A 21981-nucleotide genomic window follows, 5' to 3' on the forward strand; every position below is an offset into this window, starting at 1 on the left:
ATTGGTAAGATTCTTAATTATTCTTTTTAAAAGAAATAAGGATATTGAATTGTTAAAATTAAACTACGAAACAAATTATCTGTTTAAAAATAGTTTTGTCATTATTGATTATGAATTTAAAAATGCTTTATGGTATTCATTTAACAATAAAAAAACTTCAGAAAAGAGTATCAAAATTTTCAACCTTGAAAATATACCTCCAAACATGAATATAGTAATTCATGGTTTTTTTAGAAAAAAGAAATACGTATTAAAATTTGAACCATCATTAAAAATCGAAAATCAAAGTTTTAAAACGAATTTTTCAAATCTTTCCTTAAATCTAAAGGAAAATGTAATTCCTCAATTAACTCATTCTTTGATCGGGATTTCCATTTCAAAACTAGGAATAAAAACATCAAAAGTTACTATCGAAAATCAAACATTCAATATCAAACATAATAATTATAACCAAAACGAATTTATATGACACGAGAATATTACAAATTACCTGAATCAAGTGCATTAATGCGATTTCTATGGAAATGTGCAGGAGGTGATCGCTATTTACTTGAAAGAGCAACTTATTCTGATCAAATAAAATATATGTGTCTTGGAGGAATTGTTTTTGCAACTGGTGCTTTGGCAGGAATTGCAGGCGGTTATGCTTTTTATACCATATTTGAACCACGCGGGTCTGCAATTGAGAATCCAATAGATTTACAGACTATTTGTATAGCGCTATTCTTTGGGATTGTTTGGGGTTTAATGATATTTAATATCGACAGATTTATTGTTACTAGTACAGGTAAAGGAGATGGAACTGAAGCAATAACTGTAGGAGAATTAAAAAGTGCTCTTCCTAGAATTTTGATGGGAATGATTATCGCAATGACAATTTCAAAACCTGTTGAAATTAGAATGTTTAAAACTGAAATTGATATAAAACTAAGAGAAAAACAACTTGAACAACAAGCTGAATATCAAAAAAAAGTGGATAAAACTTATGCCGATAGAGAAAAACTATTAACGGCAGAATTTGGAAATATTGCAAAGGATAGAAATGCTCTTAATGAAAGAATCAAAATAGCAGAACAAGCCTATACTGATAATTTAATGGGTAAAGGAGAAAAAGTTCCTGCTGGCAATGGACCACTATCAAAAGCTTTAAAATCACAATTAGATGATTTGTCTAATCAATTAAAAACTTTTGACAATCAAAATGGAAAAGATTTAGCTGAATTAAATAAAAGAAAAGATTTTTTAAGAATAGAAAAAGACAAAGCAAGGTCTGATAATACTAAAATAGCAAATGGTCTAGATGGTTTGCTAGAAAGAATAAAAATTGCCCATGAAGTTGCAGGATTTTGGATTTCGTTATTTATAACCTTATTATTCATGGCTATTGAGTTAACACCTATATTTTTCAAATTGATGTTAACCAAAACCACTTATGATTATCTAGCAGAAAATCGCGATGAACTAATCAAAGCTGATTATGGAATTGAAGTTAAGTATGATTATTATAAAGATAAACAAGGAGTAGAAAAACATTTAGTAATTAATCACGAAGCCGAAAAATTGATTTTCGAAAAAATGAAAGTTACAGAAATTCAAAAAGAACTAACTGCATATGCTGTTCAAAAATATAAAGAAAGAGAAATGAAAAAGATAGATGAAAATCTAGATAATTACATTAATTCAATCGAAAAAAATGAACAAAGCAGTTAACGAAATTCGGCTTTTTTTATTCACTTGTTCTGGAGAAGACAATTATATTCTAAAAAGATGCAATGCCAATATTCAAACAAGGTTTGCCTTAATAGGTTTTTTTGTTTTGCTAATATTTACAGGATGTTTTTTTAGTGCAACATTTTTCATTATTTCTTTATTTGATGGAGCTAAATGGGTCAGTCTTCCGATGGGAATAATTTGGGGCGCAGTAATCGTAAATATGTATTTATTATTACTGCACACTATTTCTCCTGCAATTATTCCATTATCATCTAAAAGAAAAAAAAACAAGTATTCTAATGACAATTCAGACTTAAATCAAAATAGCAATAAGTTTTTAACGCTTTCAATGAATTTAAGAATTGGATTTATGATGTTGTTAGCGGTAATAATTGCACAGCCTTTGAATGTCTTCATGTTTTCTTCTTCAATAAAAAGCAATATTGAAAAACACAAAATCTCAGAAAGAATTAAGCTTTACTCATTAACTAACAAGCAATTGATTAAAGAGGAATTAACTAACCAAAAAGAATTTAATGATAAAATAACTACTCGTTTAAATTTAGCTGAAACACGATTAATTACAAGTCATTTAAATATTATAAAATCAAAAATTGCAACGGATAGTTTATTTGTAATAAACGCTACAAAGAAACTTACAGAGTTTAATAAAATTGATGAAAAATTTAGCTTAAACGATAAAGAAGAAGAAAAAAAAGCCAAAATATTAAATGAACTTGAAAGCCTATTGAATAATGAATTAATTTCTGATGAAAACTTCATAACAAATATTAATTCAATAGCTATACAAGGCTCTTTGAAGAAAGATTTTGATGATTTCAAAACTAACTTAACAATATTGGTTAACGATAAGATTAAAAACTATAATTCTTTGAATATTCTTTTAAACAAGAGCAATTTTTACATAAAAACTATTCAAATATTATTTGCTGAAAGCCTGTTTTCGTGGCTTCTTACTTTAAGTGTTTGTGCAATATTTCTATTGCCAATTTATTTCAAATACAAGGTTCGTAGTGTATGTTCTCTAGTTTTCAAAACTAAAGAAAAAAATGAAGCTGAGATTATTAAACTGAGAGAAGAATTAATTAACACAACAAATTTCAGATGGTTAGAAAATAAAATTAAATCTATCAATATTTCTAATATTAGAACCTCTGATTATTATTTTCAAAGAATGCTTATTGAACACAAAATTATTTTAGAAGAATATGATCATACTAAAAAAGTCTTTAAAAAAAATCTAACCATTAAAATATCATTATTCAATAAAGCATCATTAGAAAGACTAAATCCATTATTAGAAAAACTAAAACAATATAATGTTCAAAAGTACAATGAAATCTCAGGAAGCATATTTAAAGAATATGTAGATGAGGAAATGATAAAATATGAATATTGGCTGGATTGTCCATTTAGAACTAAAATGCGGGCAATCACAAAAATTTCAAATGACGAAAAGGGATTATTAGATTTTCTATATAATCAAAATACAGAAATCAACAATTAAAATATGCCTGATAAAGTTAAAAATATTATTAATGAAGAAACTTTCACAGGAGAAGATAATTTGACCTATAAAAAAGTTACATACGAAATTCTTACACCAAGAAAGACATATTTGAAGGGAATAATTTCTGGAAAATACAGAGGTGTAAAAATTGAAGATGATTTCGATAAGGCAGATCTTTTTGATTTTGAAATTTATGAAGCAAATGTAATAAGTGAAGGTCGAGATGATTTTAGAGCTGATAAACCTTTTATTTTTGCCAGAGATTTTGAAAGCGTCTTTAAAAGAAAGAAAATAAAAGGCAAAAAATTTCCAAAAGAAAAATTGCCCCAAAATCTACCGGTCATAATAACTGCAAATGAAAAATTATTTGGAGTAAATGTACTGGAACCACAATTATTCGAATTTGAAATAATAAGGAAACTTCATCAAACAGAAGGTGATGAAATTTTTGGATCGTTTAACGCTTACATTACAGGATATATCGTTGATGAAACTAAAGAAATCGTAGAAGAAGTCATTTTAGTTCAAGATGAAGTAATTTCTATTCCCAAATCTCCTTCAATTTGTGTATGCAGTAATATAGAAACAGGAAAAACAGAAATTAAAAACAATTATATCAGAAGAGAATATAAATGTATAAATCATAATGATAATGTTTGGGGTAATTGGGAGTATTTAAAAAATGGTCAGCCATTAAATTTTAGATCTCGTAATAATATTGGCAATAATCCAGGATGCGCAAGTCAAGGTTTTGGTATTCTTGGTCTTTTATTTGGCTTGGCATTTATAATTTTTCTATTACCCAGTATCTTATATATAATTGCTTTTTTCGCAATTATATTAATTTTAGGTAATCTGGGAGCATTTTTTAAACCATTATTTAGAATAATTGGAATACTATTTTTAATTGGATTTATTGCTTCCTTAATTCATTCCTTTAACAAGCAATCACATACTTATAATCCAAAACCATTAATTGTTGATTCGCCGAGAGAAGTAGCTCCCTATATTCCAATTGAAGAAATTAAAGATGAAGATCAAAATATTGAAAATGATAGTATCATAACAAGATATAGATCTTGGAAAGACTATTCCGGCAACAAATATGAAGGTAAATATAAAATTAGATTAAGTGATTATAAAAAAGCTCACTTATATAAGGAAAGTCTTCGTTTAAACTCAAATACCTTAAATGCTTACGATAAAGTTATTTTTGATTTGAAAGAATTTGACAAAAATAATTTCAATAACTTATTTAAACTTTTCGATAGCATCAATAAGGTAAAAAGATTAAACGAAATACAATTTGCAGAAATGATTGTAACTTTTGTTCAAGATATACCATATGCTATAGTACTTGATAAGGATTGTAATTCTAATTTATACAGTGATCGTTTTACAAGAAATTATCTTTTAAACAATAAAGGTGATTGCAGTGGAAATCAACGGTTCGGAATCAATACTCCTGTGGAATTTTTAGTCAATCTAAAAGGAGATTGTGATACACGTACATTGTTACTATACAACATTTTAAGTCACTACAATTACGATATTATGCTTATGAGTAGTGAATTTTACGGACACTCAATAATTGGAATTAATTTGCCAATTAACGGTATTGCTTATAATTATAACAACCAAAAATATATTCTTTGGGAAACAACAGCACCAAATGTTAGACCTGGAAATATACCCAATGAAATTTCAAATTTAAACAACTGGAGAATCTCCTTAAAATCAAAATAATCATGGACAAACAAAGTTTATTTTTCACATGCCTTGTAGCAATAGTTTCAACTTTATTAATGTTAATGTCAATGCAATTTTTAGCAAAAAAATTAAATCTAAAACCTGAAGAACAAGAAAAAATAAAAATTTCATATACGATATGGTATGTATCTATTTTGATTACTTATTTTCTATTTTTAAAAGTTGCTTTAGAATTAATTGAAAATTCAATCGAAATAATCATTTATTCGAAATTAATAGAAAATACATTTTTGATATCAATGCAAAAAATTACAATTTTTATTGGCTTTACTTTTTTCTTCACTTTCATATCTTATTTTACAGTTGAAAAAATACTACAATTATCATTTGGTACAAGATTAGACACTATTGAGATTGAAAAGGAAAATATCGGTTACTATCTTATAAAAGGAATTTTATTAATCTTATTTACCTTCTCTCTAATAACTATTTTTGAACATTTCTTAAAATGGTTTTTACCAACAATAGAAACGCCATTTTATCATTAATTATAAAGACAATAAAAATTCCTCAAATTACGGATTTCCATAAAATACTGGTTTTACAGGATTTACCTTTGAATAATAATCAAAACTAAAACCAATGGAAATCAACATTCAACTAAAATCATTAGCCGATAAAATAAATCAGCTGAAAAGTAAGATTGAGACTGAAGAATCTACAAAACATGCTTTTGTATTGCCTTTTATACATATTTTGGGTTATGATGCTTTTAATCCCTTAGAAGTAGTTCCTGAATTTACAGCAGATCTTGGGCTGAAAAAAGGCGAAAAAGTAGATTATGCTATTTTTCAAAATGGAGAACCCATTATCATTGTAGAATGCAAAAGCTGGAAAGAAAATCTTACAGTACATAATTCTCAATTATTTCGCTATTTCCACGTTACAAAAACCCGATTTGCGCTTTTGACAAACGGCATTACTTACCAATTTTTTACTGATTTAGATAATCAAAACAAAATGGATGAAAAACCATTTTTGGAATTTGACATCTGCAATCTAAAAGAGAATACTATAAACGAAATTGCGAAATTTCATAAAGCGAACTTTGATGTAAATAATATTGTCAGCAATGCCAGCTCTTTAAAATATATCAAAGAAATAAAAAAACAAATAAGCGTTGAATTGGAAAATCCTTCAAATGATTTTACAAAGCTTTTTGCCAATAAAGTGTACGCCGGAAGATTGACTGAAAAAGTTATCGATGAATTTAAAGATTTAGTTCAAAAATCGGTCAGCCAATTTATTAATGATAAAATCAATGACCGATTAAATGCTGCTTTAACCAAAGAAACAATCAAACAGCAAGTTGAACAAATTACTATAGTTGAAGATGACAATAAAATTATTACATCTGAAGAAGAACTTGATGGTTATCGAATAGTAGTTGCCATTTTACGTCGAAAATTACCAACCAACAGAATTGTTTATCGCGATACGCAATCTTATTTTGGAATCTTACTAGATGACAACAATCGTAAGCCTTTATGCCGACTGCATCTTAATGGCGGTAAAAAATACATAAGCCTTTTTAATGACAATAAAACAGAGTCAAAAATTTCAATTTCATCAATCGACGATATTTATCAGTTTGAGAAAGAATTATTAGATACTGTGGCGCTCTACGAAACAGAATAAAATCACGTATAAGTACTCATTTTAAAGAATTTAATTCTAATTAGATTTAGAAATTAAATAAAGCTTTTAGCTCTAAACCAAATACCACAAAGCCTATGCAAAAAAACTACCTTATCTTACTTTTATTATTTGCGTTTTACTCCTGTAAAAAAGCTGATGCTCCTCCTCCAAAGCAAATCAATACATTTTATAAAGAGGCAGTTACAGCAGACGACCGAAAAACGATTACACCGGAAGAAGCAAAAACCTATCACGTAAATAAAACCTACCAATATGAATACCGGACCGGAAATCCAGGAAATTACGAATACAATTATGATGTAAAAGGAATAAATTATAAAGGTGATTCGGTTTTTGGAAATATAAATGTTCACCGGAAATATGGCGCAGGAATTTTAATTGATAGTATTGCTGAAATCGAAATCAATACGGAATGGATTTCTCATGGAAAATTAAAAGCTTTTGATAATAAAGGAAATGAATATCAATTAGTAGTAAAATAAATTAGGTCAAAAATGAAATATGCTTTATTACTTCTCTTCGTTTTTTTAACTTCATTTTGCCCGCCTGAAACGACAGTATATTTATGCGGTCCAACAGGCGCCAAAAGATATCATTATAATGCAAGCTGTCGCGGACTAAGTTCATGCAATCATGAGATTACAAAAGTTACCCTTAAAAAAGCTCAAGGATAGGGTTTGACGCTTTGTGGTTGGGAAGATTAAAATTATTTTTTATCATTCAAAGTTGTATTATGAGTGATTTTTTACCTTCTCAATTAAGAGCTAAAATCAAAGAAAAAACAACTGAATCAATAAAACGAATTACATAACCTCTCAAAATAAAGATATTTTTTGGGAGGTTTTTTATTTTTCTTTACTCGACTTATGTGCGTATTTTTTGAAAATATCTTTTGTCACTGGTTTTAGTGCATTATTATTTTCTGGGTGTCGACCATGACCGTTGAAAAAGTCAATTCCATCAGCCGTGTTCGCATACCAAATTGTTGCGCGTCCGTATTTATCAAAACAAACTGTATTATCATAAATATCAACTTTTTTTAGATGAACCAAACTTTCATCTAACAATTCAACTGGATTTCCTGCAAGCGAACCTTCTGTTTTCAAATTACAATTAACAAGCTCATAATGATCCTCAGACCACTGCATACATTCCTTCTGCGGAAGCGCCAAATAAATAATAACGCCAATTAAACAGATAAAAGCAGTTATAGCTGCAGTTCGGAACATTTTAAATCTTGACTTATAAATTCTGAATTTTCTTTTCTTGTTTGGTGTTTTTACAAAAACGGGGGTTTCTGGCTTTTTTAAAATTTCAATTGTATTCTCATTTTCCTTTTTGCTTAAAACTTCGGCACCGTATACTGTAATTTGTCCTTCCTGAGCCATTGCTTTTGCCTTAAATTTTCGAAAAGGTCTTGGCTGGAAATCAATCAAAATTGCCGCCATGTCAACCGTATCTATTTTTTGAGGTTCTTTCTCGCCTTTTAAAAAAGCGCCAACCTTTTTGTACTTATCGGTATAAGTTGTGCAGGTATCTTCTTCATTTTTATTGAAAGGAGTACCTTTAAAATCCCAATAGACTTTTAAGTCGTCTGGCGCGGGATTTACACTTAAAATTTTCCAGCATAAATTTCTCAAATGTGCTTGAGAAGGTGTCTCCAGATAATTAGAATTTTCCCCTAATTCTTTTTCATTATTATATTTTGTTCGTATAGCTTCTTTATAAGCTTTTTCATAATTGCATCGTGTAATGTTGTCCATATACATTCAGGATTTTCAGGATTTTTAGGATAAATTCTCGGATTTTTCAGGAAAATCAGGAACATTAGGAATCTCCGGATTTTCTTGTCAATTCAGAGGAAACTACATGTTTACTTTGTCTCAGAATTAGTTCTCATTCTGACTCGCGATTAGAATAATTGTACAAAACTAGTTCACTCATAAAGTGCGGAAAACTGTAAGACAAAGTTTAGGAGGGAAGTCTAAATTAACTCTTATTGTTCTACGCGCTTTTCTTCCCAAACAAAAATTGTCATTGCCCAAAAAACGATTCAGAATACTTCTGAATAGCAATGCTTATGCCAAATTTTTAAATCATAAAAAAAATGAAAAAAATATTTTTATTGGGAGCGTTCGCTTTATTGAGTACAACATTGTTTTCTTGTACTGCTGATGAATATGATGATGTAAAAAAAGAAATCAAACCTGCAAAACCAACATATGCCGATGATGGTCCAGGCGATACGACGCCTCCACCGCCTCCTCCAAAAGATGAATAAAAAAATTGTACTTAATAATTAATTAGTACTTTCGGGGAAAGTAAATTTTATGTTACGATCCCCTTTTTTATGTTTTCTTCTTTTTGTTTTTCTTATTTCATGCAAAGACAAAACAGCTGTTCCTGTAAAAAATGAGGCCCTAAAAAAAGAAGCCAAAGAACTTAGAGCTAAAGGAATTAAAACGCTTCAGAAAGAAAACTATGATAGTGCTTTTTACTATTTCAATAAATCTATAACTTTATATAAAAAGACTGCTGATAGTGCTAATATTATATATGTCCTTTCTCAAATGGCTCTGATTCAGCAAACCAATAGCGATTATTATGCAAGCAAAGAAACGCTTACAGAAACATTGCCTTATATCAGAAAAAAAGATATTTACTCTTCTTATGTAAATGGTCTTTTTGGGATAGCTGAAAAAGAATTATCTAATTATAAAGATGCAATTTACTATTATAATGCAGCTATGAAAGATTATGATGGTCTTGAAGTTAAACAAGCTTATTTAAACAATATTGCAGCTGTCTATATAAACCAAAAAAAATACGATAAAGCCATAAATCTCCTAGAATCTGCTATAAAAATAAAAATAGCTAAAACAGAATCACAAGATGGTATATCACGGATCATTGATAATTTAGGTTATGCTTATTTTAAAAATGGATTGCCTGAAAAAGGACTTTTGTACATGCAAAAAAGCTTAGATTTGAGAAAGAGTCTTCAAGATGATTACGGGAGTATCGAAAACAGCATTCATTTATCCGAATTTTATAGTGAAACTAATCCTCAAAAATCAAAAGAATTTGCTTTAAAAGCCTATCGCACAGCTACAAAAATGCACAGTATAGATGAGCGTCTAGAGGCTTTAGCTTTATTAATGTCAAATAAGTCGGTAGCAGAAAATACTGAATACGCCAAAAAATTCACTTCTTTAAACGACAGCATTATTAAAATCAGAAATAATTTTAAAAATAAATCTGCTAAGATTAAATACGATTCTCAAAAGGAAAAAGACGAAAATGAAAAACTTCGTTTAGAAAAAGCTGAAAATCAAATAGCCTTGCAGCGCGCGCAGTATCGTCAATTTATATTCATTTCGATTTTTCTTTTGCTTTCTGTTCTGATATTTTATCTGAGGAAATATTACCGAAACAAAAACAGAATTGAAAAACTCGAAACAGCCTACGAAACGGAAATCAGAATTTCGAAAAACATTCATGACGAACTTGCAAATGATGTTTTCCATACCATTACATTTTCGCAGACACAGCCGCTAGAAAACGAAAGCGCCAAAGAAACTCTGATTGAAAAACTGGATCATATATATGCACGTGTCCGCAGTATTTCAAGAGAGAATAATACAATTGACACGGGCATAAATTATTTACCAAACTTGAGAGAAATGCTTTCTACTTATAATAATGACGAAAGAAACATTATTATAAACAGTATCGAAAAAATAAATTGGGATGCTATTGATGATATTAAAAAAATTACAATTCAGCGAACATTACAAGAATTAATGGTCAATATGACCAAGCACAGCGGGGCTTCGCTGGTGGTTGTAAAATTTGACCAAGATGCAAATATGATCTTTATAGACTATATAGATAACGGAAAAGGAGCTAAAAAAAATAAAATTTTTAAAAATGGTCTTCAAAATATGGAAAACCGTATTTTGTCTACGAAAGGAACTATTACTTTTGACACTGAACCCGATAAAGGTTTTAAAGTAAAAATATCCATGCCTAAATAATTTTTATATGTTTAAAAAAGTAATTATAGCCGAAGACCTTGACAGCATCAATTTTGGAATAGAACAAGTCCTAAAAGATTTAGGGATTGAAAACTTTCACTATTCTAAATATTGTGACGATGCTTTTTTAAAAATACGAAAAGCTGTTCAGGACAATGACCCATATGATTTATTGATAAGTGATCTTTCATTCAAAACAGATCACCGTGAAGTGAAATTGGCCAGTGGTGATGAATTAGTTCAAAAGACGCGTGAATTACAGCCTGATATTAAAATTCTTACTTACTCGGTCGAAGACAAAAGTTATCGTATTAAATCGCTTTTTGAAAATGCTGCCATCAACGCTTTTGTACTAAAAGGCCGAAACAGTATTGAAGAATTAAAAAAAGCCATTAACATGATTTCTGCTTCTGATGAAAAATTTATTTCTCCAGAAATCGCATCTGTATTACAGGAAAAAAACAATTTTGAAATTGATGATATTGATATTAAAATCCTGAAATATTTAGCTGAAGGCAAATCGCAGGAAGACATTATAAATATCTTTAAAAATGCCGATATCAAACCTAACAGTAAAAGCGCTATCGAAAAAAGATTAGCCAAACTAAAAGATTTTTTTAAAGCGAACAATAGCGTTCAATTAATTTCGATCATAAAGGATATGGGAATTATTTAATTCTAAATCTGCATCAATATTTTATAAAGCTCCTGAAGGGGCTTTTTTTATTGCTTTGATTTACTAATTCAATACTTATTTAATTATTTGATAATAATGACTTTACAATTAATTCACATTAGTTTTATTAATTTGAATAAAAGTAAAAGTTATGAAATTCTTTAATCTAAATTTTCTGGTATCATTCAAAGAATGGCTTTTTTTAAGAGCTATGCAATCTTCTTTCCTTCATTAAAAAGTCAATTAAAAATCAAGGAATATACATTTGAATGAATAAAATTGAAAACTCGTTTCTAAACAAAAATCAATTTGGAGAGGATTTCTTGTGGGGTGTTTCTACCGCCGCATTTCAAATTGAAGGAGCTCATGATGCAGACGGAAAAGGTTCTTCGATCTGGGATGTTTTTACCTCTCAAAAAGGGAAAATTAAAAATGGACATCATGCCATAACCGCTTGTGATTTCTATAATTCGTATCAAAATGATATTGATTTAATCAAAGAATTAAATATACCGAATTTTAGATTTTCGATCAGCTGGCCACGAATTATGCCAACAGGAACTCATCCTGTAAATCAAGCCGGAATTGATTACTACAATAAAATCATCGACTCATTATTGGCACAAGGAATTGAACCTTGGGTCACGCTTTACCATTGGGATTTGCCTCATGCACTCGAACAAAAAGGCGGCTGGACGAATCGCGAATCAATTTCGTGGTTTTCAGAATATGTGGAAATCTGTGCAAAACATTTTGGCGATCGTGTAAAAAACTGGATGGTAATTAACGAGCCTTCTGTTTTTACTGGAGCCGGCTATTTCTTGGGCATTCACGCTCCGGGAAAAAAAGGAATTACAAATTACCTAAAAGCCATGCACCACGTTACAATGGCAACTGCAGCAGGAGGAAAAATACTTAGAAACCGAATTCCTGACGCAAATATTGGAACTACTTTTTCTTCGACTCATATTGAACCCGCTACAACAAGTCAAAAAGATGCTGAAGCTGCAAAACGTGTCGATACTTTATTGAACAGAACTTTTATCGAACCGCTTCTCGGACTCGGATATCCGCAAGATGACTTACCTGTTTTAAAAAAACTAAACAATTATATCGCGCCTAATGATTTGGAAAACATAGCTTTCGATTTCGATTTTGTTGGTCTGCAATGCTATACCAGAGAAGTTGTAAAATCGTCGTTAATAATTCCATATATCGGTGCCGAGTTAATTAGTGCCGAAAAAAGAAATGTCATAGCAACTGATATGGGTTGGGAAGTGTATCCTCCTGCGCTCTATCATGTTTTAAAAAGATTTAACGAATACGACGGCATCAAAAAAATTATAATTACCGAAAATGGTGCTGCTTTCCCAGACACTGTTACAAATGGAAAAGTACATGACATAAAACGTACACATTATATTCAGGACCACTTGGAACAAATTTTAAAAGCCAAAGAAGACGGCCTAAATGTCGATGGTTATTTTGTATGGACACTTACTGACAACTTTGAATGGGCCGAAGGCTACAACGCCAGATTTGGACTAATTCATGTTGATTTTGAGACTCAAAAAAGAACCATCAAAAATTCAGGATTCTGGCTCAAAGATTTTTTATCTTAAGCTTAATTCCTTAAAAATAATAAAAGCCTTTCGCATTTAATGTGAAAGGTTTTTTATGTTTTAAACAAAGCATTTATCAATGATATCTAAATTTATATGGTTGCTTTATAATTCCAATATTAAGCTTTCCGTTGCTTTTTAAGTGAGCCGTCACCATAATATATTTTTCTTCGGGATATTTTATATCAAAACTAAAGGTTGTATCTTTTGCTTTAACCTCAAGAACGTGCTTTCCTTCGTCAGATATTGAAAGTTCCGCTGTTTGGTATGTCGGCATTTCATTTGTTGCTTTTAAGTTAATATCCTGAACTTTCTTTTTATCCAGATATACTTCCAGTTTTAAGTTATTCAGTTGCATATTTGTTGGCTGTTCAAACAACACTACATATTTTTTACACCCTAAAACGGATAGAGCAATTAATAAAATTAAAACCTTTTTCATACATGATATTTTAAATGATTGGCAGCCGAAATCAAACTGTTTTTACTCTTTTATAAATATAAATAATTTTATTCAATCCAGCCTAAAAACAAGTTTCAGTACCTCAATTATTAAACATCAAAAAACACTAAAAAAACTTCTAAAAAAGTTAAATAAAATCAGTTATTTTGCTGATTTTATTTGGTTTAACCGTATGTTTTTCGTATCTTTATAGTGTAAATACCACTTTAATATATGCCAAAAAACAAACTATTTAAATGCCTAAATTACTTCTTAAAAAATTATTCTTTTTCCAATTTCTTGCATTTTATTTTTCAAAAAAATGCTTTCCATCTTCATTTGGAAATTATCCTTTCTAATCTTTTTTCTGCACAAAGTACAAACACGCAGAAGACACCAATGCGACCGCTCCAATTGCAATCGTAATTACTTTTCTTGGATGCATTTTCTGAACTATTTTTTTAGAAAATATATCTTTTAAATTCAAAAAAAGATTTCCCCTTTTAGGAAGCTCTTTCGGCTCTTCATTTTCATTTTTCACAAAACTCTTCAATTCTATGGCTTCATTTTCGATTTCGGCAGACACTTTACTTCTTTCTGCATTTTCAACCATTTTGGTTTCTTCAATTCTGCACTTTTCATTAAACCTTTTAAAAGGGCGCGGCTGAAAATCGACCATAATTGCCGCAAGATTTATTGCGTCAATATTTGACGGATCTGTTTCTCCTTTAAAAAAGGTTTCTATAGGTCTAAACTTATCCTTTTGTTCCTTAAACTTATTCTTTTTAGTATGATCAAAATCTAAACACAATAAATTCCTAAAAACATTCAAATCATCTTGGGTTGGTTTATTTTCGAAAATAAGCCAGCACAAATCGCGGAGTTTTCCTCGAGACGGACTATACAAATAATCAAAGTGTTCTCCCTCCTTTTCGAGTTCATATTTAATTTTAATCCCTTTTTTATATTCTTCTAATGTATTATTCATTTTATCTTTTTTAGGAATCTCTTTGGACTCTTTACTTTCATTTTTAATCTAAACCTTTTTATATGCCTTTACTTTTGACTTCTAAAATTCAAATCCTTACCAGCACTTTCAATTTTCACTTTAATTCCAGATTATTTCTACTTTTTTTCAAAGTTCACCCAACTTTCATCAGACTTTTGGCCTCTATTAAAATAGAGATTAGTCTAAAATCAAATAATATTTAATATAAAAATAGGCATTGCATTTTTATTTTATTGGGAAATCATGGGAATCTCAGGAAAACGCAGGAATTCCGGGAATTCCTTATCTACAGTGGTCTAAAAGTGCCTTTCCTTTGTATCAGAAATTAGTTCAAGTTTTGTCTGCAGACTAAAACAAAAATATAAAACTAGTTCTAATTAACATTGTGGAAAACCGTAAGACCGAGTTTATTCGGGAAGTTTAAATTACGTCTTACCGTTCTACACGATCAACTTCCCAAAATCAATTTGGTATTGTCAATAATGAACTCTGGATAACTCCGGACAGCAATACCTATGTCTAATTTCTAAATTAAATCAAAATGAAAAAATTATTACTTTTTAGCGCTATTGCGTTATTATTCAGCATATTTTCTTGTACTCCGGATGAAATTGAAACGAAGCCGAAACAAGAAACAAAAAAAACTATTAGTCCAGTAAAGGATACTTATGCTGCTGATGGTGATGGTCCTGATGATAAACTACCACCGCCACCGCCACCAAAGGATGAATAAATATATTTTTAGTATCTAATTAATTAGTATTTTCGGGGAAAGTAAACTTCTATGTTACGGTCCCCGTTTTTTTATTCTATTCTTTTTCTTTTTCTTTTTTCCTGTAAAGAAAAAAAGACTATTGATTCTCAGACAGAATCTATCCGAAAAGAAGCATTTAGCTTACGAAATAAAGGATACGAAAATCTTAAAAAACAAAATTTCAACACTGCTTTTCACGAATTTAATAAATCCAAAATACTTTTTGAAACTTTAAATGACAGTGCCAATATAGGATATGCGCTTATTTCAATAGCAACAATTCAGCAAGTTAATGGTGATTACTATGGCAGTAAGGAGACCGCTACAGAAGCCTTAGCGTATTATAATGAAAAGAATACATATACCTCTTCAATAAATCTTATTCTAGGTATTGCTGATAAAGAATTATCTCTTTACGATGATGCCATTTTTTACTACAAGGAATCCATAAAAGATGAGACAGACCCTGTCCTTAAACATGACATTATGAGCAATATTGCTGTTGTTTATATTTACCAAAAAAAAAATGACAAAGCGATTGCTCTTATGGAATCCATATTAAATACTAAACCTTTTAATGAGAAATCTAGCGCATTCAGTAAAGCGAGAATTCAAGATAATTTGGGTTATGCTTATTTTAAAAAAGGAATGGAAGAAAAAGGATTCCGTTTAATGAGTGAAGCTCTCCAAAAAAGAAATGAAATTAACGATACCTATGGAAGTATCCAAAGCTATCTGAATTTAGCGGATTATTATTCCAAAAAAGACATTCAAAAATCAGATGAAAATGCGCTTACAGCATACAACGTTGCCACAAATTTAAATAGTGTTGACGAAAGATTAGAAGCGCTTCAAATTTTAATTTCAAATAATAACAGTCCTAATAAAATCAAATATGTTCAAAAGTATTTTACACTAAACGACAGTATCATTAGGGTTAGAAACAACTTCAAAAATAAATCTGCCAAAATTAAATACGATTCTAAAAAAGAAAAAGATGAAAACGAGAAACTTCGCTTAGAAAAAGCTGAAAACCTGTTAGCGCTTCAAAAGGAAAAATACCTGCGAATTGTATTAGTTATCATATTTATTTTTCTTGTTATTTTAATAGCAATTCTAATTCGCTATTATAAAAATAAAAACAAGGCCATCGAATTTAAAGCTTCGTATGAAACCGAAACTAGAATTGCTAAAAAAATCCATGATGAGCTAGCAAACGATGTCTTTAATGTGATTGCTTTTACCGAATCGCAACCTTTGTCTAAAGAAAATACAAAAGAGAATCTTCTTCAAAAACTAGATGACATTTACGGCCGTGTAAGAGGAATTTCAAAAGAAAACAACAGAATTGATACGGGTGCGAATTTTACCATCAGCATAAAAGAAATGCTTTCGAGTTATAATACCAGCGAAAGAAATGTCATATTTACCAATTTAGAAAATGTAAACTGGGAAATTATTGATGATATAAAGAAGATCACCATTAGCCGAATTTTACAAGAGTTATTGGTAAATATGAAAAAACACAGCAAAGCAAACCTTGTTGTTTTAAAATTTGAAAATGATCAAAATTCTATCTTAATAAACTACACCGACAATGGCATTGGCTGCGAAAAAAATAGGATCGTAAAAAATGGCCTTCAAAATATGGAAAGCCGTATTCATGCGGTTAAAGGAACTGTAGATTTTGAAACAGAACCCGATAAAGGTTTTAAGGCCAAAATTGTTATTCCTAAGCAAACAAAAATTTAAAAACCTTGTTCCCTTATTCTAAAAGGTTTTTTGCGTTATTTTATTTAAACTGGATGAAGTCCAGCTCTACAATATAATTTGTTCCTTCGGAACTATAAAAAGAGCCTTTGGCTTGAACCATATTGTAGGGCTGGATTTCAGTCCAGTTCAGCTTTACAATATAATTTGTTCCTTCGAAACTATAGAAAGAGTTTTTGGCTTTTATCTTATTAGGAGCGTCGAAGCTTTGGGATTAATCCGGTTTATTTAATTTAAAAAAAACCTCCCAGAATTTGACTTCTGAGAGGCTTCTACTAATAACTAATTAAAATGGGCATTCTACTTCCAACCTCCGCCTAGGTCTCTGTAAACATGAACCGCAGCGTTAAGTTGTTCTTTTTTAGTATCGATCAATTCTAAATTTGCTTCTAATGCATCACGTTGCGTCATTAAAACTTCAAAATAATCTACTCGTGCCGACTTAAACAAATCATTCGAAACATCAATTGATGTGTTCAATGCAGCAACTTGCTGTGATTTTAAATCATACCCTTTTTGCAGATTATCAATCTTAGAAAGCTGATTAGATACTTCTAAATAAGCGTTTAAAATCGTTTTATCATAATTGTATAATGCCTGAAGCTGTCTTGCATTTGCGCTCGAAAACTCTGCTTTAATTGCATTTCTGTTGATCAGCGGTGCGGCAAGATCTCCAGCTAAAGAATATAAAAGCGATTCAGGAAACGTAAACAAATAAGATGGTTTAAATGCCTGAACTCCAAAAGCAGCAGAAATATCAAGTGACGGATAAAACTCTGCACGAGCAACTTTTACATCTAATTTTGCAGCAACTAATTCCAATTCTGCCTGTTTAACATCAGGACGATTCATTAACAATTGAGACGGAATTCCGGCACTTACTGAAGCTGGCAATAAAGTCAGGAAGTTAGTGTTTGTTCTTTTAATTTCCTGTGGGTAACGTCCTAACAAGAAATTAATTTTATTTTCCGTTTCTTTAATTTGCTGTAAAATATCAAACTCCATACTTTTTGAAGTAAAAACTTCAGCCTCAAACTTCTTAACACCAAGTTCTGTTGCTCTTGCAGCTTGTTTCTGAATTTTTACAATTTCCAAAGCATTACTTTGTAAAGTAATCGTTTGTTTTACAATATCAAGCTGACTGTCTAAAGCCAATAATTCATAATATGAATCGGCGATTTCAGCAATAAGATTTGTAACTACAAAGTTTTTGCCTTCAACAGTTGCTAAATATCTGTTTATTGCTGCTTTTTTAGAATTGCGCAGTTTTTTCCAGATATCCACTTCCCAGTTTGCATAAGCGGCAATTGTAAAATCACCAAGCGGATCTGGAGTTTCAACACCAGGTTTAATTTCTGTAGTGGCATCACCAGCACCTTGGCTGGTATACCTTCCTACTTTTTCTACTCCAGCTCCGGCACGAACACCAACTGTTGGCAATAAAAGTCCTTTACGAACTCTTATATCGTTCTTCGCGATTTCGATTTCCTGCAGCGTCATGTTTAACTCCTGATTGTTTTTCAGGGCCACATCAATCAAATCAATAAGATTTTGATCTTTAAAGAACTCATTCCATTTTACAGTTGAGGTATTGATTGTATCCTGAGTGGCAGCAGCACCAAATGATTGCGGAACTGGCGCACTGGCAGTTGCAGTCTCCGCAACAGGAGCTTTACAGCTCGCTGCAGCAAGACATAATCCCAATACGGCACTATATTTATATACTTTTAATTTATACATGATTGTTGTCAATTTCTTCAGTTAATGGATTCTCTTCTTCATGTTTTACCAATTTGTGCTTCTCAGCAATCTTAGCGAATATGAAATACAATCCCGGAATTACAAAAACCCCGCAGATAGTACCTATAAGCATACCTCCGGCTGCTGCAGTACCAATGGTTCTGTTTCCAATTTTACCTGGACCAGTTGCAAAAGCAAGCGGCAATAAACCTGCAATAAAAGCAAACGAAGTCATCAAAATTGGACGGAACCTTGCTTTTGCTCCTTCCATAGCTGCTTGTAAAACGGTTAATCCAGCTGCATGTCTTTGAATAGCAAACTCTACAATCAATACCGCATTTTTACCTAATAAACCAATAAGCATTACCATGGCAACCTGAGCGTAAATATTGTTTTCTAATCCTGCAATTTTCAATAAAAGGAAAGCTCCAAAAATACCCGCTGGTAAAGAAAGTATAACTGATAATGGCAAAATAAAACTTTCGTATTGAGCTGCTAAAACCAAGTAAACGAATCCTAAACAGATCAAGAATACCCAAATAGCCTGATTACCCTGAGCAACCTCATCGGCAGAAATACCTGCCCAGTCAATGTCATATCCTCTTGGTAATTTTTTTGCAGCAATTTGTTGAATTACTTTAATTGCAGTACCAGAACTATAACCAGCAGCTGCAGAACCACTAATTTGTGTAGACGTGTACATATTATGTCTCGTAATTTCTGAAAGACCATATACTTTTTCTAATTTCATAAAAGCAGAAAAAGGTACCATTTCGTCACGATCATTTTTCACATACAGCTTTAAAATATCATCTGGTTGCGCACGGTATTCTGGAGAAGCCTGAACAATAACTTTATAGTTGATACCAAATTTAATGAAACTGATTTCGTAGTTACTTCCCACAAGAGTTGACAAAGTATTCATGGCATTTTCAATAGAAACACCTTTTTGCTGTGCCAAATCATTATCGACTTTCATCATGTATTGAGGGAAACTAGAACTATAAAAACTAAATACGTTTGATAATTCTGGTTGTTTGTTCAATTCAGCAACAAAATCGTTATTTACCTGTTCCATTTTCTTGTAATCAACAGAACCGGTTTTATCTAACAAACGAAGCTCAAATCCTCCAGCAGCACCATATCCAGGTACAGCAGGCGGCTGGAAAAATTCGATATTAGCTCCTGTAATATCTTTACATTTTTCCTCCATTTCATGCATGATCTCAAGAACAGATTCTTTTCGGTCACTCCAGTCTTTAAGATTCACCAAACAAGTTCCCGAGTTTGCTCCTGTACCTTCAGACAGAATCTCATAACCTGCTAATGAAGAAACTGATTTTACTCCATCAATTGTTTCAGCAATTTTTTGAACTTTCTCAGCAATATTATTAGTTCTCTCTAAAGAGGAACCTGGAGGTGTCTGAATTACAGCATAAAACATCCCCTGATCCTCATTTGGAATAAATCCTGAAGGAACAGAACTGCTTATAATCCATGTTCCAGCACAAAAACCAAGAAGCGCCACAATAGTAACAACTCTTCTGTCAACAATTTTGCCAAGCAGATTTTGATATTTTCCTTGTGCTAAATTGAATTTTTCGTTGAAAGCATCAATAAATCTATTTGCTGGTGTTTTCTTTTTAGGTTTACCGTGATTATTTTTTAACATCATAGCACAAAGCGCTGGTGTCAATGTCAAAGCCACAATACCTGAAAGAATAATCGCAGTTGCCATCGTTACAGAGAACTGTCTGTAAAATACTCCAACAGGACCCGACATAAAGGCAACAGGAATAAATACGGCAGCCATTAAGAATGTAATTGCGATAATTGCTCCTGCAATTTCATGCATCGCTTTTTTAGTCGCTTTCAACGGGGAGAGATGTTCCTCTTCCATCTTGGCGTGAACGGCTTCAATAACCACAATCGCGTCATCGACGACGACTCCAATGGCAAGTACTAAGGCAAATAATGTGATTAAGTTCAATGAAATATCAAAGAATGTCATGAACACAAAAGTTCCAATTAACGATACAGGTACCGCAATTGCCGGAATAACCGTAGAACGCCAGTCTCCCAAGAAAAGGAATACTACTAAACCAACTAGAATAAATGCCTCAACAAGCGTATGAATTACTTTTTCGATAGAAGCATCAAGGAATTTAGAAACGTCATATGAAATTTCATAATCCATTCCTTTTGGAAATCTTTTCTTAATTTTTTCCAATTTAGCCTTTACTTCTTCAATAACCTGATTCGCGTTACTTCCAAAAGACTGTTTTAATACAATCGCCGCCGATGGTCTTCCATTCAAATTAGAATAGATATCGTACATCGAACTTCCAAATTCAACTTTAGCAACATCTTTCAAACGTAAAAGCTCTCCATTTGGATTTGCTTTTACTACAATGTTCTCATATTGCTCTTTTGTTGTAAAACGTCCAGAATATTTCAATACATATTCAAATGCCTGAGAACGTTTACCAGAACTTTCACCTGTTTTACCTGGCGAAGCCTCCAAACTCTGGCTTGACAATGCTTCCATTATCTCATCTGCAGAAATTTTGTACGCTAACATACGATCTGGTTTCAGCCAGATACGCATTGCATATTCACGTGTTCCTAAGATATCTCCAGCTCCAATACCATTTACCCTTTTCAATTCTGAAAGTACGTTGATATCAGCATAGTTATACAAGAACTTCATATCGGTATTTTTATCTGTACTGTAAAGATTCACGTACATCAACATACTCGGTACTTCACGCGTAATTTTGATACCTTCTCTAATTACTAATGGAGGTAATTTATTGGTAACCGAAGCCACACGGTTTTGAACGTTAATTGCGGCTTGATTTGGATCTGTTCCTAAATTAAATACCACTTTAATAGTAGCTTCACCATCATTTCCGGCATCTGAAGCCATATATTTCATTCCTGGAACACCATTCAGAGCTCTTTCTAAAGGAATAACAACCGCCTTGATCATCAATTCACCGTTAGATCCAGGATAATCTGCGGTAACATTCACCATTGGCGGTGAAATTGTAGGGAACTGCGTAATTGGCAAATTCAATACCGACAATACCCCTAAAAAGACAATTATCAGCGATATTACTATCGACAGAACAGGTCTTTGTATAAATTTATTAAACATTTTATATTTTTTTAATGATTAAACTAAAAGGAAATCAATAAATGATCAGCACATATTTATAGTTTCAAAAAGATTGAATACTAATCCCGATAGCTATC

Annotated in this window: 20 protein-coding genes; 15 read left to right on the forward strand and 5 right to left on the reverse strand. The window is 31.3% G+C overall.

What is annotated here, in order from left to right; translation table 11 throughout:
* Positions 1-205: 205 nt before the first annotated feature.
* From GKZ88_RS08775 to GKZ88_RS08810, 8 genes are all read left to right on the forward strand, one after another.
* A complete protein-coding gene (locus GKZ88_RS08775) occupies positions 206-469 on the forward strand; it encodes a hypothetical protein (protein ID WP_155101994.1) in 264 nt (87 codons plus the stop codon).
* On the forward strand, positions 466-1710 hold the full coding sequence (locus GKZ88_RS08780) for a DUF4407 domain-containing protein (RefSeq protein ID WP_155101995.1): 1245 nt from the start codon (positions 466-468) through the stop codon (positions 1708-1710). Before GKZ88_RS08775 ends, GKZ88_RS08780 begins: the two co-directional genes overlap by 4 nt.
* Complete coding sequence (locus GKZ88_RS08785) at positions 1694-3241, forward strand: DUF4407 domain-containing protein (RefSeq protein WP_155101996.1); 1548 nt, start codon at positions 1694-1696, stop codon at positions 3239-3241. The genes GKZ88_RS08780 and GKZ88_RS08785 overlap by 17 nt, the downstream gene beginning before the upstream one ends.
* 3 nt (positions 3242-3244) lie before the next feature.
* The gene (locus GKZ88_RS08790; protein ID WP_155101997.1) at positions 3245-4990 is read left to right on the forward strand and encodes a hypothetical protein; all 1746 of its coding nucleotides are present in this window, start codon (positions 3245-3247) and stop codon (positions 4988-4990) included.
* Positions 4991-4992: 2 nt separating this feature from the next.
* Complete coding sequence (locus GKZ88_RS08795; protein ID WP_155101998.1) at positions 4993-5502, forward strand: hypothetical protein; 510 nt, start codon at positions 4993-4995, stop codon at positions 5500-5502.
* A 94-nt stretch (positions 5503-5596) separates the two neighbouring features.
* The gene (locus GKZ88_RS08800) at positions 5597-6652 is read left to right on the forward strand and encodes a type I restriction endonuclease (protein ID WP_155101999.1); all 1056 of its coding nucleotides are present in this window, start codon (positions 5597-5599) and stop codon (positions 6650-6652) included.
* Positions 6653-6747: 95 nt separating this feature from the next.
* Positions 6748-7155, forward strand: coding sequence for a hypothetical protein (locus GKZ88_RS08805; RefSeq protein WP_155102000.1), 408 nt, complete (start codon positions 6748-6750; stop codon positions 7153-7155).
* Between the two features lie 12 nt (positions 7156-7167).
* Positions 7168-7347 carry a hypothetical protein gene (locus GKZ88_RS08810; protein WP_155102001.1) on the forward strand — a complete coding sequence of 60 codons (180 nt, stop codon included), beginning with the start codon at positions 7168-7170 and terminating at the stop codon, positions 7345-7347.
* Between the two features lie 171 nt (positions 7348-7518).
* Here GKZ88_RS08810 and GKZ88_RS08815 read toward each other — a convergent pair whose 3' ends face one another.
* A complete protein-coding gene (locus tag GKZ88_RS08815) occupies positions 7519-8436 on the reverse strand; it encodes a hypothetical protein (RefSeq protein ID WP_155102002.1) in 918 nt (305 codons plus the stop codon).
* A gap of 344 nt (positions 8437-8780) precedes the next feature.
* On the opposite strand from GKZ88_RS08815, the gene GKZ88_RS22310 reads away from it, so the two are divergent.
* From GKZ88_RS22310 to GKZ88_RS08830, 4 genes are all read left to right on the forward strand, one after another.
* A complete protein-coding gene (locus GKZ88_RS22310; protein ID WP_196216462.1) occupies positions 8781-8954 on the forward strand; it encodes a hypothetical protein in 174 nt (57 codons plus the stop codon).
* 49 nt (positions 8955-9003) lie between these two features.
* A complete protein-coding gene (locus GKZ88_RS08820) occupies positions 9004-10710 on the forward strand; it encodes a tetratricopeptide repeat protein (protein WP_155102003.1) in 1707 nt (568 codons plus the stop codon).
* A gap of 7 nt (positions 10711-10717) precedes the next feature.
* Positions 10718-11386 (forward strand): response regulator transcription factor, encoded by a 669-nt coding sequence (locus GKZ88_RS08825; RefSeq protein ID WP_155102004.1) that lies wholly within the window; start codon positions 10718-10720, stop codon positions 11384-11386.
* Positions 11387-11655: 269 nt separating this feature from the next.
* Positions 11656-13008, forward strand: a complete 1353-nt coding sequence (locus GKZ88_RS08830) for a GH1 family beta-glucosidase (RefSeq protein WP_155102005.1) — start codon at positions 11656-11658, stop codon at positions 13006-13008.
* Between the two features lie 76 nt (positions 13009-13084).
* Here GKZ88_RS08830 and GKZ88_RS08835 read toward each other — a convergent pair whose 3' ends face one another.
* On the reverse strand, positions 13085-13450 hold the full coding sequence (locus GKZ88_RS08835; RefSeq protein ID WP_155102006.1) for a hypothetical protein: 366 nt from the start codon (positions 13448-13450) through the stop codon (positions 13085-13087).
* Between the two features lie 355 nt (positions 13451-13805).
* Positions 13806-14438, reverse strand: a complete 633-nt coding sequence (locus GKZ88_RS08840; protein ID WP_155102007.1) for a hypothetical protein — start codon at positions 14436-14438, stop codon at positions 13806-13808.
* 238 nt (positions 14439-14676) lie between these two features.
* Between GKZ88_RS08840 and GKZ88_RS22590 the strand changes: the two genes are divergently transcribed.
* The 3 genes from GKZ88_RS22590 to GKZ88_RS08850 all read left to right on the forward strand — a co-directional run bounded on the left by GKZ88_RS22590 (position 14677) and on the right by GKZ88_RS08850 (position 16965).
* Positions 14677-14811 carry a hypothetical protein gene (locus tag GKZ88_RS22590; RefSeq protein ID WP_255474703.1) on the forward strand — a complete coding sequence of 45 codons (135 nt, stop codon included), beginning with the start codon at positions 14677-14679 and terminating at the stop codon, positions 14809-14811.
* A 189-nt stretch (positions 14812-15000) separates the two neighbouring features.
* The gene (locus GKZ88_RS08845; RefSeq protein ID WP_155102008.1) at positions 15001-15192 is read left to right on the forward strand and encodes a hypothetical protein; all 192 of its coding nucleotides are present in this window, start codon (positions 15001-15003) and stop codon (positions 15190-15192) included.
* A gap of 51 nt (positions 15193-15243) precedes the next feature.
* Positions 15244-16965: an ATP-binding protein gene (locus GKZ88_RS08850; protein WP_155102009.1), complete on the forward strand. Its 1722-nt coding sequence runs from the start codon at positions 15244-15246 to the stop codon at positions 16963-16965.
* A 318-nt stretch (positions 16966-17283) separates the two neighbouring features.
* Here GKZ88_RS08850 and GKZ88_RS08855 read toward each other — a convergent pair whose 3' ends face one another.
* A complete protein-coding gene (locus GKZ88_RS08855) occupies positions 17284-18723 on the reverse strand; it encodes a TolC family protein (protein ID WP_155102010.1) in 1440 nt (479 codons plus the stop codon).
* A complete protein-coding gene (locus GKZ88_RS08860) occupies positions 18716-21883 on the reverse strand; it encodes an efflux RND transporter permease subunit (RefSeq protein ID WP_155102011.1) in 3168 nt (1055 codons plus the stop codon). The genes GKZ88_RS08855 and GKZ88_RS08860 overlap by 8 nt, the downstream gene beginning before the upstream one ends.
* Positions 21884-21981 lie beyond the last annotated feature (98 nt).

It is taken from the genome of Flavobacterium sp. LC2016-01, from assembly GCF_009711135.1.
Classification (GTDB): Bacteria; Bacteroidota; Bacteroidia; order Flavobacteriales; family Flavobacteriaceae; genus Flavobacterium.

Excerpts from the sequence above, each read along its gene's own strand:
- GKZ88_RS08775 (WP_155101994.1), top strand. The coding sequence starts at position 206 with ATGAATATAGTAATTCATGGTTTTTTTAGAAAAAAGAAATACGTATTA.
- GKZ88_RS08780 (WP_155101995.1), top strand. The coding sequence starts at position 466 with ATGACACGAGAATATTACAAATTACCTGAATCAAGTGCATTAATGCGA.
- GKZ88_RS08785 (WP_155101996.1), top strand. The coding sequence starts at position 1,694 with ATGAACAAAGCAGTTAACGAAATTCGGCTTTTTTTATTCACTTGTTCT.
- GKZ88_RS08790 (WP_155101997.1), top strand. The coding sequence starts at position 3,245 with ATGCCTGATAAAGTTAAAAATATTATTAATGAAGAAACTTTCACAGGA.
- GKZ88_RS08795 (WP_155101998.1), top strand. The coding sequence starts at position 4,993 with ATGGACAAACAAAGTTTATTTTTCACATGCCTTGTAGCAATAGTTTCA.
- GKZ88_RS08800 (WP_155101999.1), top strand. The coding sequence starts at position 5,597 with ATGGAAATCAACATTCAACTAAAATCATTAGCCGATAAAATAAATCAG.
- GKZ88_RS08805 (WP_155102000.1), top strand. The coding sequence starts at position 6,748 with ATGCAAAAAAACTACCTTATCTTACTTTTATTATTTGCGTTTTACTCC.
- GKZ88_RS08810 (WP_155102001.1), top strand. The coding sequence starts at position 7,168 with ATGAAATATGCTTTATTACTTCTCTTCGTTTTTTTAACTTCATTTTGC.
- GKZ88_RS08815 (WP_155102002.1), bottom strand. The coding sequence starts at position 8,436 with ATGGACAACATTACACGATGCAATTATGAAAAAGCTTATAAAGAAGCT.
- GKZ88_RS22310 (WP_196216462.1), top strand. The coding sequence starts at position 8,781 with ATGAAAAAAATATTTTTATTGGGAGCGTTCGCTTTATTGAGTACAACA.
- GKZ88_RS08820 (WP_155102003.1), top strand. The coding sequence starts at position 9,004 with ATGTTACGATCCCCTTTTTTATGTTTTCTTCTTTTTGTTTTTCTTATT.
- GKZ88_RS08825 (WP_155102004.1), top strand. The coding sequence starts at position 10,718 with ATGTTTAAAAAAGTAATTATAGCCGAAGACCTTGACAGCATCAATTTT.
- GKZ88_RS08830 (WP_155102005.1), top strand. The coding sequence starts at position 11,656 with ATGAATAAAATTGAAAACTCGTTTCTAAACAAAAATCAATTTGGAGAG.
- GKZ88_RS08835 (WP_155102006.1), bottom strand. The coding sequence starts at position 13,450 with ATGAAAAAGGTTTTAATTTTATTAATTGCTCTATCCGTTTTAGGGTGT.
- GKZ88_RS08840 (WP_155102007.1), bottom strand. The coding sequence starts at position 14,438 with ATGAATAATACATTAGAAGAATATAAAAAAGGGATTAAAATTAAATAT.
- GKZ88_RS08845 (WP_155102008.1), top strand. The coding sequence starts at position 15,001 with ATGAAAAAATTATTACTTTTTAGCGCTATTGCGTTATTATTCAGCATA.
- GKZ88_RS08850 (WP_155102009.1), top strand. The coding sequence starts at position 15,244 with ATGTTACGGTCCCCGTTTTTTTATTCTATTCTTTTTCTTTTTCTTTTT.
- GKZ88_RS08855 (WP_155102010.1), bottom strand. The coding sequence starts at position 18,723 with ATGTATAAATTAAAAGTATATAAATATAGTGCCGTATTGGGATTATGT.
- GKZ88_RS08860 (WP_155102011.1), bottom strand. The coding sequence starts at position 21,883 with ATGTTTAATAAATTTATACAAAGACCTGTTCTGTCGATAGTAATATCG.